Below are 17,259 nucleotides of genomic sequence, written 5' to 3'. Positions count from 1 at the left end.
CCATGACCGCTTCCTTGACCCAACCGGCGTTCCGTCGCCTCGGCATGAAGGCGTTGCTCGTGCAGCACGACATCGACGAACGCACGGCCACCGGACGCGCGGCCACCGCGCTCGTCGAAGAATTGCGCACGCGGCTCGTCGACGTCGTGATCGCGACCTCCGCCGACGACGCGCGCGCGGTGGTCGACGCCGATCCCGCGATCCAGTGCCTGCTGCTCAACTGGGAGCTCGGCAACGATCCCGCCCATGCGCCCGCCCAGGCCGTGCTCGACGCGATGCGCGCGCGCAATGCGACGGTGCCGGTGTTCCTGCTCGCGAGCCGCGCGAGCGCAGCCGCGATTCCCGTCGACGCGATGCGCAAGGCCGACGACTTCATCTGGATGCTGGAGGACACCACCGCGTTCATCGGCGGGCGGATCGTCGCCGCGATCGAACGCTACCGCGAAACCGTGCTGCCGCCGATGTTCCGCGCGCTCGCGCAGTTCTCGCGCGTGTACGAATACTCGTGGCACACGCCGGGCCATACGGGCGGCACCGCGTTCCTGAAATCGCCGGTCGGCCGCGCGTACTTCGAATTCTTCGGCGAGGCGCTGTTCCGCTCGGACCTGTCGATCTCGGTCGGCGAACTCGGCTCGCTGCTCGACCACTCCGGTCCGATCGGCGAAAGCGAACGCTACGCGGCGCGCGTGTTCGGCGCGCACCGCACGTATCACGTGACGAACGGCTCGTCGATGTCGAACCGCGTGATCCTGATGGCGAGCGTCACGCGCAACCAGGTCGCGCTGTGCGACCGCAACTGCCACAAGTCGGCCGAGCACGCGATGACGATGTCCGGCGCGATTCCGACCTACCTGATCCCGTCACGCAACCATTACGGGATCATCGGGCCGATCATGCCGGAACGGCTCACGGCCGCCGCCGTGCGCCTCGCGATCGACGCGAACCCGCTGGTGCGCGGGCGTGACGGCATCGATCCGACGCCGGTGCATGCACTGATCACGAACTCGACGTACGACGGCCTCTGCTACAACGTCGCGCGCGTCGAGGAACTGCTCGGCCAGAGCGTCGACCGATTGCATTTCGATGAAGCGTGGTACGGCTACGCGCGCTTCAACCCGATCTACCGCGATCGTCACGCGATGCACGGCGATCCGTCGCAGCACGACGCAAGCAAGCCGACCGTGTTCGCGACGCAGTCGACGCACAAGCTGCTCGCCGCGCTGTCGCAGGCGTCGTTCATCCACGTCCGCGACGGCCGCAATCCGATCGAGCATGCACGCTTCAACGAGGCATACATGATGCATGCGTCGACGTCGCCGAACTACGCGATCATCGCGTCGAACGACGTGAGCGCCGCGATGATGGACGGCCCCGGCGGCGAGGCGCTGACGACCGACGCGATCCGCGAGGCCGTGTCGTTCCGCCGGATGCTCGCGCGGCTGCATGCGGAATGCGAGGAGAGCGACGACTGGTTCTTCAACGGCTGGCAGCCGGACACCGTGGTCGATCGCAAGACGGGCCGGCGCGTGCCGTTCCATGAAGCGGACGAAACGCTGCTCGCCACCGATCCGTCGTGCTGGGTGCTGCATCCGGGCGAGACGTGGCACGGCTTCGGCGAGATCGAGGACGACTACTGCATGCTCGATCCGATCAAGGTGTCGATCGTCACGCCGGGCGTCGCGCCGCACGGCGGGCTGATGCCGGTCGGCATTCCGGCGTCGGTCGTCACCGCGTATCTGGACCGTCACGGGATCGTCGTCGAGAAGACGACCGACTTCACGATCCTGTTCCTGTTCTCGATCGGCGTGACGAAGGGCAAGTGGGGCACGCTCGTCAACACGCTGCTCGACTTCAAGCGCGACTACGACGCGAACGCGCCGCTCGAACAGGCGCTGCCGGAACTCGTCGCGCGCTATCCGGACCGCTACGGCAAGCTCGGCCTGCGCGATCTGTGCGACCTGATGTTCAGCGCGATGAGCGACCTGAAGACGACCGAGATGATGTCGCGCGGCTTCTCGACGCTGCCGCAGCCCGACTTCAGCCCGGCCGAGGCGTTCGAGCATCTCGTGCACAACGACATCGAGATGCTGGAGCTGTCGGAGATGGAAGGCCGCACCGTCGCGACAGGCGTCGTGCCCTATCCGCCCGGCATTCCGCTGCTGATGCCCGGCGAGAACGCAGGGCCCGCCGACGGCCCGCTGCTCGGCTACCTGAAGGCGCTCGAGCAATACGACCTGCGCTTCCCCGGCTTCACGCACGACACGCATGGCGTCGAAGTCGAGGACGGCGTGTACCGGATCGCGTGCATCAAGAAAACCGCGCGCGACACCAACACGCGCTGAGCATGCGCGCCGCGACGCCGCGCCGGCAGAACGCGGCCGGCGTCGCGACGCGTGACGACTCGCCGGTCATGCCGGCAAGCGACCGACCCACTCGGCGAGCTGCGCTTCGCCTTCTTCGTCGAGCTTGCCCTTCAGTTCGCCGTACCACGGCGCGATCGCATCGGCCGGCTGCGTGGCCTTCAGGATGTCGAGACTGTTCTCGAGGAACGACGAAAAGAACGGAATGCCGCGCATGTAGAGGAAGGTCGAATCGGTGATGCGCACGTGGCCGTACACGTCGCGCACCCACGCGAGATGCGGCAACGCCTCGCGCAGGTGGCCGCTTTGCATCAGCGCGGAAATGAAGTTCACGCGCGCGGCGACGTCGGACTGCTCGTGCGTGTCGTGATTGATCTCGGCGGCCTTTTGCATCCACGCCTCGCCGCGCTCCACTTCGCCGCACATCACCGACGTCGTCGCGAGCTGCACCGCGTTGTGCGCGCTCGGCTCGCGGTCGAACAGCGCAAGCCAGTACGGAAACGCTTCCGGATAACGCTCCATCGCCGAGTACGACAGCGCGCACAGGCGCGCCGCATCGGCCAGTCGCTCCGCGTGCGGCGCGGCGGCCGCGATCGCGGCGTCGTGCCGGCCGGCCTGGAATGCCTTCAGCGCGGGCGCGAGCTCGGGCGCGATGTCGGGGCCGTTCTGATCGTCCGCGCCTTCGGATGCGTCGGGTGCGTCGTTCGCGGACGGCGCGGGCGTCGACGCTTCATCACGCGGTTTCTTTCCGAATAGCTTTCCCAGCAGGCCCATGGCGATTGTCCTTGTCGTTGTGATGGATGAATGGCGGCTGGTTGCAGCGGCGCACGAAGCGCGGCGCGCGTGAACCGGATCGCCGCACGGCGACCGCCATCTTACGCGCGCTCGAAGTCAGCAGGAAGTGAACGGCGGCCGGGCGCTGGTGTGGCGAAGCAAGGCGCGACGCTCACGCGTCCGCGGGCCTCACGCCGCGATCCATCCCGCGCCGGTACGCGGCAGGGCTCGTCGCCGCGACGCGCCGGAAGTGCCGGCGCAACGACTCCTCGGAACCGAACCCCGCGCGCGCGGCAATCTGCGCGAGCGACATCCCGGGATGCGCTTCGAGCATGTCCTTCGCGACGTTCACGCGCTCGCGGATCAGCCACGCGAGCGGCGACATCCCCGTCGCGTCCGCGAACTGCCGCTGCAGCGTGCGCGTGCTCATCGCCGCCTGCGCGGCCAGCGACGCGAGCGTGTGCGGCTCGGCCGCATGCGCGCGCATCCAGTCGATCAGCTTCGCGAGCCGGTCGCTGCCGCCCGGGGCGACCGGTCGCGGCACGAACTGCGCCTGGCCGCCGTCGCGATGCGGCGGCAGCACGAGGCGCTGCGCGACCCGGTTCGCAATCGCGCCGCCGTGGTCGCGGCGCACGAGATGCAGCAGCATGTCGAGCCCCGCCGCCGAGCCGGCCGACGTGACGATCTGCCCTTCGTCGACGTACAGCGCGTCGGGATTCACGCGCAGCGCCGGATAGCGCGCCTGCAGGCGCTCGGCGTAGCGCCAGTGCGTCGTGACGGTGAGCCCGTCGAGCACGCCAGCCGCCGCGAGCACGAACACGCCCGAGCAGATCGAACAGAGCCGCGCGCCGCGGCGATGCGCGGCACGCAGCTTCTTCAGCAGCGGTTCCGGCGGCGGTTCGTCCGGATCGCGCCAGCCGGGAATCACGATGGTGTCCGCGCGATCGAGCATCGCGAGCCGGTACGGCGCGGCGACCGTGATGCCGCCCGCCGCGCGCACGGGGCCCGGCTCGCTCGCGCAGACGGCGAAGCGATACCAGTCGACGCCGAGTTCCGGGCGTTCGAGCGCGAACAGTTCGACCACGCAGCCGAATTCGAAGGTGCAGAGGCGATCGTAGGCGAGCGCGACGACGAGATGATTGTGCATGGCGCGATGTTACCGGAACTTGTCGATCGCGCCACTGCCGCGATGGCCGCCGAACCGCGATACTGCCCTTCATCCCGGCGCATTCCGCGCCGTCTTTCAGGAGCGCGTTTCATGTCTTACGTCACCGACGTCCCCGCCGCCGACAGCGCCGCCGCCCTCGCGCACTTCGAAGCCTCGCTGAGCTTCGAGACCGATTGCTGGGACGTGCACGACGCGCTTGCGTCCGGCTCGCCCGATTTCGTGCTGCTCGACGTCCGGGGTCCGGAGGAGTTTGCCGCCGGCCACGTGCCCGGCGCGCGCAACCTGCCGCACCGCAAGATCGTCGCCGGCAAGCTCGCCGACCACCCGGCCGACACGCTGTTCGTCGTCTACTGCGCCGGCCCGCACTGCAACGGTGCCGCGCGCGCGGCGATCCGGCTCGCGCGCCTGGGCCGCCCGGTGAAGCTGATGATCGGCGGAGTCACCGGCTGGCTCGACGAAGGTTTCGCGTTGTGCAACGAAGTGCAACCGGAGGACGTCGCCGCGCGCTGATCGTCATTAAAAACGCAACAATCAATTGCCGGCACACGAACGGAAAAAGCGCGACAATCGGCCACATTGCAGTTCGGATGGAGCAGCAACATGGAACACGCAGTCCTGATTCAGATGGCCGGCTCGGTCGCGGCGATCGCGCTCTATTTTCTTCCAGCCATCGTCGCCGACCGGCGCGGGCGGAACGACAGGCTGACGATCGCAATGTTCAACGCGCTGTTCGCGTGGACGGGCATCGGCTGGCTGATGACGCTCTACTGGGCATGCCAGCCGAACCCGCAAACCGACGTCGCGCAAGCCATCCTCGCGAAGCGCCGCGGCATCAGCATGCGGACTTTCTCGACCGGCCTCGTCGAACGCGTGCAGCGCCGCGTCGCCGCCCAGGAGCAATGGGCCGAGAAGCAAGGTTGCCGCTAGGCAGTCCCGCTGTTCCCTTTACTTTGCCTTACCTCGCCGTGCCGAACTTCGGCATCCTGACGTTGGTCGAGGCCCGGTAGTCCCACACCAGCCTCTCGCGCGGCGCCTCACCGCCCGCGCGCAGCCACGCCCCGAACGCCCCCGCCGTCACCGCCCGCGCGATCCGCTCGCCCGGGCAGCCGTGCGGCCCCGTGCCGAACCCGAAGTTCGGCCCCGGCGCGCGGCCCGGCAGCAACCGGTCCGGCTCGCGGTGCACGGCCGGATCGCGGTTCGCCGCCGCGAGCACGACCAGGATGGCCGCACCGGCATCGACGGTCACGCCTTCGATCGTCGTGCGCGACGCGACGAAGCGGCGCGTGTTCTGCACCGGCGAATCGAATCGGCCGACCTCGGCGACGAATGCCTCGAGCATCGCGGCATCCGGCAGCGTGCGCTCGGCACCGGTTGCGTCCCACGCGACCAGCACATTGCCGAGCCACGCGGCCGTCGCCTCGCACGTCTGCGACAGCAACCCGACGAGATTCGCGACGAGCGCGCCGCTCGCGTGCCAACCCGCGGCACCGGCCGCTTGCTGAATCGCCGCGACCCATGAGCCGTCCTGCGCGTGTGTGCGCGCGACACGCTCCGTCATCCGGTCGAGCAGTTGCCGCGCGGCCTCGCTCGCGCGGGCCAGTGCCACGTCGTCCGACAGCGGCGACAGCGCGGCGACGAAGTCGACGACCAGCGCGGCGATATCGTCGAGCTGCGTGTCGTCGAAGCCGAGCAGATCGGCGACCGCGCAAACGGGCACCGTCAGGCACCACGCGTTCAGTGCATCGGCGTCGTGCGGCATGCGCAACCGGCCGCCGGCGAGTTGCGCGGCCCGCTCGCGCAACGCGTCGACGTCGATCGGCGCGAACGCCGCGCGCAGCGCCTGCTTCGGCACGTCGTGCCGCAATGCGCCGTCGTTCATGCGCACCAGTTCGCCGAACAGCGCGCCCGCCGTCGTCCCACGCAATGCGGGCGGTACCGGCGCGTCGAGCGGCCTGACGCGGCACGCCGGGTGACCGAGCACGGCCGTCACGCTCGCCGCCCGGCTCGCGACCCACAGGCCGAGCGAGGCGTCGAACGCGAGCGGCGGCCCGTCGACGAGCGTCGAGTAGTAAGGATAGGGATCGCGGTGCGTGACCGCGGCAATCGGATTGGTCGGGTTCATGCGTGCAGTATCGGCGCGCCGGGCCGCCGCATGTTTCAGGTTGACGTGAAATGTCGCGGATGTCGCGCTCATGCTCATGCCGGCACCGCGGAGTGCTGCGACGCAGCAACCCACGGGCGGCAAGCGACGCGGCGCCGTGACGGACGTGGCGTCAGGCTGCCGACCGGTAGCGGTGCGCCTGCATGCGCAGGCGGACTCGCCCGGCGGAAATCGCACGCGGTTCGGGCACCACCGTTTCGTGATGAAACATTTCCTGCCGGAAGCGGCCGCCGTCGTCGAACCACTGGCAGATCAGCCAGTCGGCATCGTCGAACACGACCGGCCCGGCATAGGTGACGGTCATGCGCGGCCCACCGGTTTTCAGCGTCACGACATCGCCGACGCGAAAGCCGTTGCTGTGATTTTCTCGGATTTTCATCGCTCTCTCGATTTTTTATATATTCATTTTCCGGCGGCCCGCTGACAGGTCATTCGGATACGCGGCAGATTACCAATCCAATAAATAACCGGCAACTCCCGAATACCCGAAAACATCGACCTGAAAATCGCAACACTACGCGGCACCGATTCGCGCGGCGGGCTTCTGACACCATAATCGGCGCGGCTTGCGCGCCGATTATGGTCAAACAACCGGAGTGCAGAGAATAAACGATGAATTTCGCGCCGTCATCGAACTTCAAATCGGCGGTGGTTTCGATTGATTACTGTCAATCGGTTTCCGGCTGGAAACGTTCCCACGTTTTATCGGCGCTCATTGTTCGAACCGCACGGGCGAATTGTCCGGCGCCGAAAACCAGCGATTGAGGTCGCGTCCCGGCACCGCCGCTTGCGTAAACGTGAACGTGCCGTCGCGCGCCATTTCCGTTGCAGCGCGCAGGAACGCGCCGAATGCGGCCCGCGCCAGCGCGCCGCCGACGCTGACGCGCTTCACGCCGAGCGCCGCGAGCGCCTCGCGGCTCAGCAACCCGCCCTGCAGCCCCATCACGACGTTGACCGGCGCGCCGACCGCGCGCGTGACCGCCGCGATCTCGTCGGGATCGGTCACGCCGGGTGCGTAGAGCACGTCGGCGCCCGCGTCGCGGTACGCGACCAGCCGCGCGATCGTGTCGGCAAGGTCGGAGCGGCCGTGCAGGTAGTTTTCGCAGCGCGCGGTCAGCGTGAACGGAAACCGCAGCGAGCGCGCCGCGTCGACCGCCGCCGCGATGCGCTCGACCGCCTCGTGGTGCGGGTAGATCGGCGCATCGGCACGGCCGGTCGCATCCTCGATCGAGCCGCCCACCGCGCCGGCGTCGGCCGCCAGGCGAATCGTCTCGGCGACCGTGTCAGGCGCGTCGCCGAAGCCGTTCTCGAGATCGGCGCTGACCGGCAGGCCGCCCGCGGCGACGATCTCGGCGATGTGGTCGAGCATTTCGTCGCGATCGATCGCGTTGTCGGGCCGCCCTCGCGAAAAGGCGAAGCCGGCGCTCGTGGTGGCAAGCGCTTCGAAGCCGGCCATCGCGAGCAGCCGGGCGGAACCGGCATCCCACGGGTTCGGGATGATGAAGGCGCCGGGCCGCGCGTGCAGCGCGCGGAAGGTTTCGGCTTGGCGAAACTGCACGTTGGAATCGGACATCGAAGTCTCCTCGGAATGGAGACGTCAGCATACGCGCGCGCGGTACCGCGACGGTTTAGGGCGCGCTGAAATATCGATGTGGATGCCGGGGCCTCGCGCGCGGCGCGGTGTGCCGCCGGTCACGCCGCCGCGCGGGGACCGAGCGTCTTCGTCAGGAAAATGCGCGCATGCCCGGTCGGGTAATCCGGCAGCTCGCCGAAACGGACATAGCCGCGCTTCTCGTAGAACGGCCGCGCCTGAAAGTCGAACGTGTCGAGCCACGCGCCGTGACAGCCGCGTGCGACGGCTTCCGCCTCGGCGAGATCCATGATGCGCGAGCCGGCCCCCTGGCCGCGCGCCGCCTCGGGCACGACGAGCAGGTCGACATGCAGCCAGCCGAACGCCGTGCTGCCCCACAGGCCGCCCACGACCGTGCCGTCGGCGTCGGTCACGCGCACGGCCAGCGGCCGGAAATCGATCGGGCCGGCCTGGCTTTCGTTGAACCGGACGAGCGGCGCCGCGATCTGCTTGCGGACGTTCGCGTCGCCGGCGTCGGTCACGTCGTAGGTGAGCGTCATCGGTTACGTCGAATCAGGAAGAAAACGGGAGATGGCAAGACGGCCGGACCCGCGCGCGACTACACCACGTAGGCGCCCTTCGCATGCAGTTCCGCTTCCGTGCGCTCGAGCGCCGTGATCGCATCGCTGCCTTCCAGCGCCAGCAACTGCGCGACCAGCGCCTCGGCCATCGCATGCGCGGCGACCAGCGACGGAAAGAACGACGGGCTGTCGTGCGTGAAGATCAGCTGCGCGTCCGCATGCAGCGCGATCGGCGACACCGCGCTGTCGGTGATCGCGACGATCTTGCTGCCCTGCGCCTTCGCCGCCTGCGCGACACGCGTCGCTTCCGCGGAATACGGCGCGAAACTGATGATCACCGTCACGCTCTGCTTCGCGATCGTGCGCAGCTCCATCTCGAGCGAGCCGGCGACGCCGTTGAGCAACGACACGGTCGGCCGGAACAGCCGGTAGCCGTACACGAATCCGAACGCGACCGGATAGCACGACCGGAACCCCGCGACGTGCACGTGCGACGCCTTGCGGATCAGCTTCGCGGCGTCGGCGAGCGCGTGCTCGTTCTGGGCGGAGGTGGCGGCGAGATTGTGCTGCTGCGCGGCAAGCAGGTCGTGCGCGAGCGACGCCTTCGCGTCGGGCCGCACGAGCGAACGCGCTCGCTGCGTGAGCGGCTCGGGACGCGTGCGCACGCGCGCGACGCACAGGTCGCGCAGCTCGTTCCAGCCGGGGAAACCGAATTGCTGCGCGAGCCGCACGAGCGACGCGGGTTGAACCTGCGCGCGCTGCGCGACCTTGCGCATCGACGAGGTGGCAACCTCGTCGGGATGATCGAGCAGAAATGCAGCGCCCGCCTGGAATTGCGGGCTCAGTTCGGAAAATTGCGCCCGGATCAGGGACGCGAGTTCATCGAAATTGGCAGCCATCTTGGTGAGAACGGGAACCGATCGTCCATGGTATCACCGGCCCCGTCTGCACCGGTGCACCGGTCAGCGCAGCACTTCGACGTGATCGGCGTCGACCTTCACCTTGCCCGACCACTTGCGCTCGAACTCGCCGGTCAGCTTCACTTCGCTCTTGTCGCTGACGGGCTGGCCGGCCGCCCACAGCTTTTTGTCGATCTCGACGCGGATCGTGCCGGTTGCATCGGCGAACTCGTAGTCCTCGCCGCCGGTATGCTTGACGATGCGCCCCTGGAGTTGCACGTGCTGGTCGTCCTTGCCGTTCGCGAGCAGTTCCTTCACGGTCGTCGTGGTCAGCGTGGACGGCCCCGTGTATTCCGCGTAGACGGCGGCGGGCAGCACGGCAAGCGCGACCGCCAGGATTCTCGTCAGGTGTTTCATGATCTCGTTCCTCCAGTTATTCGAGTACGTCGCGCTCCCGTTGAACGCGACGGCCCGAGATTACGGAGCGTAAGATTAAGCAAACCTGAAGGTCGTCCCCCGCGGCATGCCGTCGCGGCGTTTCGGTGCGCGAACGCACGGAAGCGCCCGTGTTTAAGCTCGGCCTAAGGCACCTGCGCTTATCATGGGAACCCCGGGCGCCACGCCCGCCAACAGACACGAATCCATGCGCGTACTGCTCGTCGAGGACGATCCGCTGATCGGCAGCGGGCTCGAACAGGGCCTCAAACAGGAAGGCTTCGCGGTCGACTGGGTCAAGGACGGCGACGCCGCGACGCTCGCGCTGCGCTCGACCGGCTACGGCCTGCTGCTGCTCGATCTCGGGCTGCCGAACCGTGACGGCCTGTCGGTGCTCGCGTCGCTGCGCCGCCGCGACGAAACCCTGCCCGCGATCATCATCACCGCGCGCGACGGCGTGCCGGACCGCATCGCAGGCCTCGACAGCGGCGCCGACGACTACCTCGTCAAGCCGTTCGTGCTCGAGGAACTGCTCGCGCGCATTCGCGCGGTCAACCGCCGCCACGCGGGGCGCGCGCAGACGACGCTCGCCATCGGCCCGCTGCGCCTCGATCCCGTCAAGCACCTGGTGTGGCTCAACGACGACGAAGTGACGCTGTCGCCGAAGGAATTCGTGCTGCTGCAAGAACTGATGCGCGACCCCGGCGCGGTGATCTCGCGCGAACAGTTCGAGGAACGGCTGTACAGCTGGGGCGAGGAAATCGAGAGCAACGCGGTGCAGGTGCACATCCACAACCTGCGCAAGAAACTCGGCCACGACATGATCCGCACGGTGCGCGGCGTCGGCTACCGGATCGGTGACGGCGCATGACGCGTCTGCAACACGCGATCGCGCGCTGGCGCAGCGCATCGCTGCGGCGGCGCCTGTTGATGTGGCTGCTGCCGGCCGCGTGCGTGATCGGGCTGGTCGCGAGTGCGGGCACCTACTGGGGCGCGCTGCGCGAGCTCGACGATCTCCTCGACGACCAGATGCGCAGCATGTCGAAGCAGATCGTCGTCGGCCCGGACGGCGAACTGTCGTTCCGCAATCACGGCGACGGCAAGCACGAATTCGAGGCCAGCGATCCCGACGCGGTGCTGCTGCAGGTCTGGCGCAACGGCACGCTGGTTTACTCGACCGATCGCAAGTCCGAGCTGCCGCCGCCCGCGCAGACGGGCATCGGGAGCGTCGACGTCGGCGGCCAGCCGTGGCGCACCTACGTGACCGAACGCGGCGGCACGACGATCCGGCTCGCGCAGGCGCGCCATGCGCGCTGGGAAGCGATCGCGGGCATCGCGGTGCACCTGCTGTGGCCGGTGTTCTCGATGCTGCCCGTACTCGCGATCGGGCTGTGGTTCGGCATCGGCGCGGGGCTTCGGCCGCTGCGCACGATCGCATCCGGCCTTAAGCGCAGGAATGCGAACAATCTCGAACCCGTCGACGTCGCGTCGATGCCGAACGAGGTCCGCCCGCTCGCCGAAGCGATCAACGACCTGCTCGCGCGGCTCGACCGCTCGTTCACGCTGCAGCGGCACTTCATCGCCGATGCCGCGCACGAGTTGCGCACGCCGATCATGGGGCTGTCGATCCAGTCGCAATTGCTGCGGCGCGCGTCGACGGCCGACGAGCGCGAGCAGATCCTCGCGCAGATCCAGGCCGGCACGACACGCCTCGGCCACCTCGCCGAGCAGTTGCTGACACTCGCGCGCCTCGAACCGGACGCGCAGGCGTCCGCCGCGGCATCCGCGAGCGTCGATCTCGCCGCGCTGTGCCGCTCGGTGGTCGCCGACCGCACGCGCGTCGCGGATGCGCACCGGATCGACCTCGGCGCGATCGTGGCGTCGCCGGTGATGGCCACGGGCAACATGGACACGTTGCGCGTGCTGCTGAACAACCTCGTCGACAACGCGATCCGCTATGCGGGCGACGGCGCGCGCGTCGATGTGTCCGCGCGCCTCGACGGCGCGACGCCCGTGCTCGAAGTCGCCGACGACGGCCCCGGCATTCCGGAAGCCGAGCGCAAGGACGTATGGGAGCGCTTCTATCGCGGCGAAGGCGCGCAGGCTGCCACGTCGTCGGGCAGCGGGCTCGGCCTGTCGATCGTCAAGCGGATCGCCGAACAGCATCGCGCGACGGTCGCGCTCGGCACGACGCAAGGCGGGCGCGGGCTGACCGTGACGGTGCGTTTTCCCGTGCCGGCCTGACGCTCGCCCGACGGGTGGCTTTTCCACAGATTGTGTTGGCAAGCTTGTGGACAACCGGCCGCTAACGACGACAAGCGATTGATCCGAAACGGTTTGTCGGTCGTGCGCAGCGAATGCGCCAAACCGCGCCGCACACCCCACGTCCGGACGCGACATCGCGCACCGATCCCCTCTCCTGCCACGCCCGGCACGCCCGTCCGGCCGTGGCGATCCACGGCAAGATTGACAACCAATTACCCATTACGTAAATGGGTTGTCAATTTATCGCACATCCCGACCATGACGAAACCCGCCAAGCTGACTGCCGTCGCGCTGTCCGTCTTCCGCCTGAACGGCCTGTTGATCGAATGGGGCAATACCTTTGCCGCACCGCACGGCCTGACCAGCGCGCGCTGGCAGGTGCTGGGCGCCATCTCGATGGCGCCGGAAGCCCCGAACGTCCCGCAGATCGCCGACGCCATGGGCATCACGCGGCAGGCCGTCCTGAAACAGATCAACGTGCTCGTGGAAGAAGGGCTGGTGCAACCGCTGCCGAACCCGACGCACAAGCGCTCTCCGTTGTACGCGCTGACCCCGCGCGGTACAGCGGCCTACCAGGCGGTGGTCGGGCAATGGCAGCAGCATGTCCGCGACATCGCCGGTCAATTCAGTTCGGCCGATCTCGATGCGGCGATTCGCGTGCTGTCGACGATGTCCGGCGCTCATGCGCCGAACGGGCAGGCGTGATCGCGCCATCGCCGCAATTACTTGCAGGAGTGCTCCATGCCTCGTTTCAAACCGATGGACCCGGCCTTTCCGATCCAGCAACAGCTCGGCATCGACGCGCAACCCGTCGTCCTCGTCAACGTCTTCACGCTGGATCCGGCCGACGAAGCGGATTTCCTGGCCGTGTGGAAGGACGACGCCGAGTTCATGAAACAGCAGCCCGGATTCATTTCGACCCAGCTTCATCGCGCACTCGGCGACAGTCCGACTTACTTCAACTACGCGATCTGGGAATCGACCGACGCGTTTCGCGCGGCCTTCACGCATCCGGCGTTCGTCGCGAAACTGTCGGCTTATCCGTCGTCCGCCGTCGCGAGCCCGCACCTGTTCCAGAAAGTCGCCGTGGCAGGCGTGTGTACCGCGTGAGCCGATACGCGAGCCGGTGCGACGCACGGTTTGCACGCGGTGCCGCGCCGCGCGATCGCCACGCGGACTTCTCCACAGAAAATGTTGGCAAGCTTGTGGATATCCTGCGCACCGCGACGCTAAGCCCTTGATCCGACGGACTTTGGCACGCGTGATGCAGACGCGGCGCACGCCGCGCCGTCACACGCGCCGGTTCGCCGCACTTCGCATCACGCTGCCACGTCGATGCGCGTTCGATACACGGCGCGACCGTCGCGCCACTTACCCACAGAAAATGTTGGCAAGCTTGTGGATATCCTGCGCATGCATCGCCTAACCCGTTGATCGGCCAATGATTCATGCGCTGCGCCACCGTTGCGGCAGCGCGCGGTCCGCTCATGCGCGCAATCGGACGATCCGGCGCAACGGCGCGCCCTGAACGCGGCTTGACGTGCGTGCATGCGACGCGTCAGGATCACACGAGCCGCACGCGGCGTGCGGGCCGTTCGGCCCGCATCGTACAACGACACATCATCCGAGGAAGGCCATGGAACACTTCACCGCAGGGCAGTTGATCGTCTCGCTCGTGCTCGTCGCGATCGTCGTCTATCCGTATGTCCGGATCGTTCGGCGTACCGGGCATTCAGGCTGGTGGATCCTGACGATGTTCGTCCCGGTCCTGAACTTCATCATGTTGTGGGTTTTCGCATTCGCGCGCTGGCCCTCGGTCGACGATCGGCATGGCTGAACATCAAGCGGGCTTGTCCACAGATTGTGTTGGCAAGCATGTGGATAGCCTGCGCATACCGCGATCAAGCGCTTGATCCGAAAGACTTTGTCCCCGTCGCTTCGAATGCGTCACGCGGCCGGCAACGTGCCGTTCGCGCATCGTCATGCGATGCGACGGACCGCATGTCGCGCGCGCCACACCGCTTGTCCACAGATTGTGTTGGCAACGGTGTGGATAGCCTGCGCATACCACGCACAAGCGCTTGATCCGAAAGGTTTTGTCCGTGCCGCTTCAAACCGTGCAGGCAGGCCTGCGGCACGCGAGCGCCGTGCCCGCTGCGCGACGAACGAGACCGCTCGCGGGCTTGTCCACAATTTTTGTTGGCAAGGATGTGGATATCCTGAGCATGCGTGACCTAAGTCGTTGATCGCACAACGTTTCGACGTGCCGGTCACGCCTGCGGCACGGCGTGCCTCCATCGCTTCGTCCAGCCATCGATGAACGCACGCCGCGCCGCCCGCTCAGGCGAACGTCGCGACCGCGATGCGCGCGGCGGCCGCGATCACGTCGTCCTTCGCCTTCGCATCGGCACGCGCCTGCGTGTAGTACACGACGAGCACGATCGGCGCGCGCGACGGCGGCCAGATCACGCCCGCATCGTTCGTCGTCCCGTAGTCGCCGGTGCCGGTCTTGTCGGCCACCTGCCACCCGGCCGGCACGCCCGCGCGAATCCGCTTGTCGCCGACCTTGTTGCCGCGCAGCCACGCGACGAGCTGCGCACGCTGCGCGGGCGGCAGCGCGTCGCCGAGCGTAAGCACGCGCATGCTTGCGGCCATCGCGTCGGGCGTCGTCGTGTCGCGCAGGTCGCCCGGCAACGCGGTATTCAGTTCGGTCTCCCAGCGATCGAGCCGGAACGTGTCGTCGCCGATCGAGCGTGCATACGCGGTCACCGCCGCCGGCCCGCCGATCAGCTTCATCGCCAGGTTCGCGGCCGAGTTGTCGCTGTACTGGATCGCCGCCTCGCACAACTCGGCGACGGTCATCCCGGTGCTGACGTGCTTGCCCGACACCGGTGAGTAGTTCACGAGATCGGACTGCGCGATCGTCACGCGCTGCTGCAGCAGCCCCGGGTGCTCGACGCTCTGCGCGAGCACCGCCGCGCTCAACATCGCCTTGAACGTGCTGCAGAACGGGAAGCGTTCGTCCGCGCGATGCCGCGCGTGCCGGCCGCTCGCGGTGTCGATCGCGCACACGCCGAGACGGCCGCCCGCGGCGCGCTCGAGCGCGGCAAACGACGTCGCGGACGAAACGTCCTGCCCCGCGGCCGGCGGTGACGCGCACGCGGCGACGGTCAGGACGAGCGGCGCCGTCGCGGCGGCCAGCAACAGGGTTCGACGTTGCGATGAGTAGGTCATGTCGTGTCTCTCGTGGTGGAATGGATGCGGAACGGCCGGCCGGCGAGACAGCACTATCGTGACTTTACGGTTGCCTGACAAGCAACGATAATTGAGCGCTGACACAAGAAATTCTTATGACTAAGCTCCGCCCTCATCTTCCGCTCAATGCGTTGCGCGCATTCGAATCGTCGGCGCGCCACCTGAACTTCACGCGTGCCGGCCTCGAGCTGAGCGTGACCCAGGCTGCCGTGAGCCAGCAGGTGCGCTCGCTCGAGGAGCGGCTCGGCTGCGCGCTGTTCACGCGGTTGCCGCGCGGCCTCGGGCTCACCGACGAAGGGCGCGCGCTGCTGCCGGTGCTCAGCGACGCATTCAGCCGGATCGAGACCGTGCTCAAGCAATTCGAGGGCGGACGCTTCCACGAGGTGCTGACGCTCGGCGCGGTCGGCACCTTTGCCATAGGCTGGCTAATGCCACGGCTGAAGCGCTTCGGCGACACGCACCCGTTCCTCGAGCTGCGGCTGCGGACCAACAACAACGTCGTCGACCTCGCGGCCGAGGGCCTCGATTTCGCGATCCGCTTCGGGGAAGGCAACTGGCCGGCGACGCGCAACGAGCGGCTGCTTGACGCACCGCTCACCGCGCTGTGCGCGCCGGAGATCGCGCGGCGCCTCGCACGGCCGACGGATCTCGCGAACGAAACGCTGCTGCGCTCGTACCGCACCGACGAATGGCTCGGCTGGTTCGACGCCGCGCAGCTCGAACCCTGGCCAGTGAACGGGCCGGTGTTCGATTCGTCGCGACTGATGGTCGAGGCCGCGATGCAGGGCGCGGGCATCGCGCTCGCGCCGGCCTGCATGTTCGCGCGCGAACTGCAGCTCGGCCAGCTCGCGCGGCCGCTCGACATCGACGTGCGCACCGGCGGCTACTGGCTCACGTCGCTGAAGTCGAAGCCGCTCACGCCTGCAATGACGCTGTTTCGCGACTGGATCGTTGCGGAAGCGGCCGACGCGGCGCCGGTCGAATGATGAGGCCCTGCTTGTCCACAGATTTTGTTGGCAAGGATGTGGATATCCTGGGTACCCGGGGCCTAACCCGTTGATCGCGCACGAATTACCGCGCCGATGCACGTATCGGGCAGCCCGTGCTGCCTGGAGGTTGAACGCAACGGCCGCCGCGCGGCGGATCCTCAACCATCAGGAAGCAATCACGTCAGACTTATCCACAGATTTTGTTGGCAAGCCTGTGGATATTCCACCAATGTGACGCGTAACATCCTGATACAAAAGGGGATTCAGTAGATCGGGCCAGACAGGTCAATGACGCGGCATCGTTTTCGACCTCGCGGCGCGCACCCTGCGCACCGGCACGGGGGCCGGACGGTTCTCCACAGATTGTGTTGGCAAGCTTGTGGATATCCTGCGCACCGGCCGGCTAACTCATTGAACGCACGGGGTTTTGTGCGCGCCGCGCAGGATTGTGCAGCACTGGCGCAGGCCGTGCGGCCGACGCCGGCGCTGCCGGTTCATCAATGCCGGTCGAGCCCGCTGCGCAATTCGCTCGCCTTGTCGCGCAGCGCCTCGTATCCGGAGCGCGCATGTTCGGGCAGGTCGGGATCGCCGATCAGCGCGCCGAGCGTTTCGATCAGGCTGAACAGGATGCCCTTCGCCGCGCCAGCCGCGATGCTCTGCGACTCGATCGACTTGTGCAGGTGGTCGACCGCCGCTTCCAGATTCTCGAGCTTCTGCTCGCCGTCGTCGGGCCGTTTATCGGTCGTCATCGTAGGTGCCTCCGCCATCGTTCAAGGGTCATGTCACGATTCTATGCCGCTGC

The 17,259-nt window shown here is 67.6% G+C and carries 19 protein-coding genes; 9 read left to right on the top strand and 10 right to left on the bottom strand.

Annotation, left to right across the window (positions count from 1 at the left end; genetic code table 11):
• The first annotated feature begins 2 nt into the window (after positions 1-2).
• Positions 3-2,342: an Orn/Lys/Arg family decarboxylase gene (locus BTE28158_RS06195; protein ID WP_151049769.1), complete on the top strand. Its 2,340-nt coding sequence runs from the start codon at positions 3-5 to the stop codon at positions 2,340-2,342.
• Positions 2,343-2,408: 66 nt separating this feature from the next.
• Here the strand turns inward: BTE28158_RS06195 and BTE28158_RS06190 are convergent, their stop codons facing one another.
• Entirely contained in the window at positions 2,409-3,134 is a 726-nt protein-coding gene (locus tag BTE28158_RS06190) for a tetratricopeptide repeat protein (protein WP_151049767.1), read from the bottom strand.
• A gap of 172 nt (positions 3,135-3,306) precedes the next feature.
• The gene (gene ftrA / locus BTE28158_RS06185) at positions 3,307-4,281 is read right to left on the bottom strand and encodes a transcriptional regulator FtrA (protein WP_151049765.1); all 975 of its coding nucleotides are present in this window, start codon (positions 4,279-4,281) and stop codon (positions 3,307-3,309) included.
• 111 nt (positions 4,282-4,392) lie between these two features.
• On the opposite strand from ftrA, the gene BTE28158_RS06180 reads away from it, so the two are divergent.
• Positions 4,393-4,812, top strand: a complete 420-nt coding sequence (locus BTE28158_RS06180; protein ID WP_151049763.1) for a rhodanese-like domain-containing protein — start codon at positions 4,393-4,395, stop codon at positions 4,810-4,812.
• 90 nt (positions 4,813-4,902) lie between these two features.
• Positions 4,903-5,229 (top strand): superinfection immunity protein, encoded by a 327-nt coding sequence (locus BTE28158_RS06175; RefSeq protein ID WP_151049761.1) that lies wholly within the window; start codon positions 4,903-4,905, stop codon positions 5,227-5,229.
• A 28-nt stretch (positions 5,230-5,257) separates the two neighbouring features.
• Here BTE28158_RS06175 and BTE28158_RS06170 read toward each other — a convergent pair whose 3' ends face one another.
• The 6 genes from BTE28158_RS06170 to BTE28158_RS06145 form a co-directional block, all read right to left on the bottom strand.
• Positions 5,258-6,424, bottom strand: coding sequence for a cytochrome P450 (locus tag BTE28158_RS06170; RefSeq protein WP_174919750.1), 1,167 nt, complete (start codon positions 6,422-6,424; stop codon positions 5,258-5,260).
• Positions 6,425-6,575: 151 nt separating this feature from the next.
• Positions 6,576-6,842, bottom strand: coding sequence for a YodC family protein (locus BTE28158_RS06165; RefSeq protein ID WP_059600151.1), 267 nt, complete (start codon positions 6,840-6,842; stop codon positions 6,576-6,578).
• 333 nt (positions 6,843-7,175) lie between these two features.
• Entirely contained in the window at positions 7,176-8,036 is an 861-nt protein-coding gene (locus tag BTE28158_RS06160) for an isocitrate lyase/PEP mutase family protein (RefSeq protein ID WP_151052204.1), read from the bottom strand.
• A 119-nt stretch (positions 8,037-8,155) separates the two neighbouring features.
• The gene (locus tag BTE28158_RS06155) at positions 8,156-8,593 is read right to left on the bottom strand and encodes a GNAT family N-acetyltransferase (protein WP_151052202.1); all 438 of its coding nucleotides are present in this window, start codon (positions 8,591-8,593) and stop codon (positions 8,156-8,158) included.
• A gap of 59 nt (positions 8,594-8,652) precedes the next feature.
• Positions 8,653-9,513, bottom strand: a complete 861-nt coding sequence (locus BTE28158_RS06150; RefSeq protein ID WP_151052200.1) for a MurR/RpiR family transcriptional regulator — start codon at positions 9,511-9,513, stop codon at positions 8,653-8,655.
• A 63-nt stretch (positions 9,514-9,576) separates the two neighbouring features.
• The gene (locus BTE28158_RS06145; protein WP_124621929.1) at positions 9,577-9,930 is read right to left on the bottom strand and encodes a YgiW/YdeI family stress tolerance OB fold protein; all 354 of its coding nucleotides are present in this window, start codon (positions 9,928-9,930) and stop codon (positions 9,577-9,579) included.
• Positions 9,931-10,156: 226 nt separating this feature from the next.
• Here BTE28158_RS06145 and BTE28158_RS06140 point away from each other — a divergent pair, with 226 nt between their 5' ends.
• The 5 genes from BTE28158_RS06140 to BTE28158_RS06120 all read left to right on the top strand — a co-directional run bounded on the left by BTE28158_RS06140 (position 10,157) and on the right by BTE28158_RS06120 (position 14,050).
• Positions 10,157-10,819: a response regulator gene (locus BTE28158_RS06140; RefSeq protein WP_059685844.1), complete on the top strand. Its 663-nt coding sequence runs from the start codon at positions 10,157-10,159 to the stop codon at positions 10,817-10,819.
• Positions 10,816-12,192, top strand: a complete 1,377-nt coding sequence (locus tag BTE28158_RS06135; RefSeq protein WP_174919748.1) for an ATP-binding protein — start codon at positions 10,816-10,818, stop codon at positions 12,190-12,192. The genes BTE28158_RS06140 and BTE28158_RS06135 overlap by 4 nt, the downstream gene beginning before the upstream one ends.
• A gap of 279 nt (positions 12,193-12,471) precedes the next feature.
• Positions 12,472-12,918 (top strand): MarR family winged helix-turn-helix transcriptional regulator, encoded by a 447-nt coding sequence (locus BTE28158_RS06130; protein WP_151050963.1) that lies wholly within the window; start codon positions 12,472-12,474, stop codon positions 12,916-12,918.
• Between the two features lie 36 nt (positions 12,919-12,954).
• Positions 12,955-13,323, top strand: a complete 369-nt coding sequence (locus BTE28158_RS06125; protein ID WP_151050959.1) for an antibiotic biosynthesis monooxygenase family protein — start codon at positions 12,955-12,957, stop codon at positions 13,321-13,323.
• Between the two features lie 526 nt (positions 13,324-13,849).
• Positions 13,850-14,050: a DUF805 domain-containing protein gene (locus BTE28158_RS06120; RefSeq protein ID WP_044847905.1), complete on the top strand. Its 201-nt coding sequence runs from the start codon at positions 13,850-13,852 to the stop codon at positions 14,048-14,050.
• 503 nt (positions 14,051-14,553) lie between these two features.
• Here BTE28158_RS06120 and blaPEN-bcc read toward each other — a convergent pair.
• On the bottom strand, positions 14,554-15,447 hold the full coding sequence (gene blaPEN-bcc, locus BTE28158_RS06115) for a PEN family class A beta-lactamase, Bcc-type (RefSeq protein WP_151050957.1): 894 nt from the start codon (positions 15,445-15,447) through the stop codon (positions 14,554-14,556).
• A 116-nt stretch (positions 15,448-15,563) separates the two neighbouring features.
• Here blaPEN-bcc and penR point away from each other — a divergent pair, with 116 nt between their 5' ends.
• The gene (penR, locus tag BTE28158_RS06110; RefSeq protein WP_151050956.1) at positions 15,564-16,454 is read left to right on the top strand and encodes a beta-lactamase transcriptional regulator PenR; all 891 of its coding nucleotides are present in this window, start codon (positions 15,564-15,566) and stop codon (positions 16,452-16,454) included.
• Between the two features lie 500 nt (positions 16,455-16,954).
• Here the strand turns inward: penR and BTE28158_RS06105 are convergent, their stop codons facing one another.
• Positions 16,955-17,206, bottom strand: a complete 252-nt coding sequence (locus BTE28158_RS06105; protein WP_059600328.1) for a hypothetical protein — start codon at positions 17,204-17,206, stop codon at positions 16,955-16,957.
• Positions 17,207-17,259: the final 53 nt, after the last annotated feature.

Origin of the sequence: Burkholderia diffusa (genome assembly GCF_902499115.1) — a bacterium.
Taxonomy (GTDB): Bacteria; Pseudomonadota; Gammaproteobacteria; order Burkholderiales; family Burkholderiaceae; genus Burkholderia; species Burkholderia diffusa.
Note: the sequence above shows the minus strand (reverse complement) of the source record. Positions and strands in the feature narration are given on the sequence as shown.

Coding starts and splice junctions, on each gene's coding strand:
- BTE28158_RS06195 (WP_151049769.1), top strand. CDS start 3: ATGACCGCTTCCTTGACCCAACCGGCGTTCCGTCGCCTCGGCATGAAG.
- BTE28158_RS06190 (WP_151049767.1), bottom strand. CDS start 3,134: ATGGGCCTGCTGGGAAAGCTATTCGGAAAGAAACCGCGTGATGAAGCG.
- ftrA (WP_151049765.1), bottom strand. CDS start 4,281: ATGCACAATCATCTCGTCGTCGCGCTCGCCTACGATCGCCTCTGCACC.
- BTE28158_RS06180 (WP_151049763.1), top strand. CDS start 4,393: ATGTCTTACGTCACCGACGTCCCCGCCGCCGACAGCGCCGCCGCCCTC.
- BTE28158_RS06175 (WP_151049761.1), top strand. CDS start 4,903: ATGGAACACGCAGTCCTGATTCAGATGGCCGGCTCGGTCGCGGCGATC.
- BTE28158_RS06170 (WP_174919750.1), bottom strand. CDS start 6,424: ATGAACCCGACCAATCCGATTGCCGCGGTCACGCACCGCGATCCCTAT.
- BTE28158_RS06165 (WP_059600151.1), bottom strand. CDS start 6,842: ATGAAAATCCGAGAAAATCACAGCAACGGCTTTCGCGTCGGCGATGTC.
- BTE28158_RS06160 (WP_151052204.1), bottom strand. CDS start 8,036: ATGTCCGATTCCAACGTGCAGTTTCGCCAAGCCGAAACCTTCCGCGCG.
- BTE28158_RS06155 (WP_151052202.1), bottom strand. CDS start 8,593: ATGACGCTCACCTACGACGTGACCGACGCCGGCGACGCGAACGTCCGC.
- BTE28158_RS06150 (WP_151052200.1), bottom strand. CDS start 9,513: ATGGCTGCCAATTTCGATGAACTCGCGTCCCTGATCCGGGCGCAATTT.
- BTE28158_RS06145 (WP_124621929.1), bottom strand. CDS start 9,930: ATGAAACACCTGACGAGAATCCTGGCGGTCGCGCTTGCCGTGCTGCCC.
- BTE28158_RS06140 (WP_059685844.1), top strand. CDS start 10,157: ATGCGCGTACTGCTCGTCGAGGACGATCCGCTGATCGGCAGCGGGCTC.
- BTE28158_RS06135 (WP_174919748.1), top strand. CDS start 10,816: ATGACGCGTCTGCAACACGCGATCGCGCGCTGGCGCAGCGCATCGCTG.
- BTE28158_RS06130 (WP_151050963.1), top strand. CDS start 12,472: ATGACGAAACCCGCCAAGCTGACTGCCGTCGCGCTGTCCGTCTTCCGC.
- BTE28158_RS06125 (WP_151050959.1), top strand. CDS start 12,955: ATGCCTCGTTTCAAACCGATGGACCCGGCCTTTCCGATCCAGCAACAG.
- BTE28158_RS06120 (WP_044847905.1), top strand. CDS start 13,850: ATGGAACACTTCACCGCAGGGCAGTTGATCGTCTCGCTCGTGCTCGTC.
- blaPEN-bcc (WP_151050957.1), bottom strand. CDS start 15,447: ATGACCTACTCATCGCAACGTCGAACCCTGTTGCTGGCCGCCGCGACG.
- penR (WP_151050956.1), top strand. CDS start 15,564: ATGACTAAGCTCCGCCCTCATCTTCCGCTCAATGCGTTGCGCGCATTC.
- BTE28158_RS06105 (WP_059600328.1), bottom strand. CDS start 17,206: ATGACGACCGATAAACGGCCCGACGACGGCGAGCAGAAGCTCGAGAAT.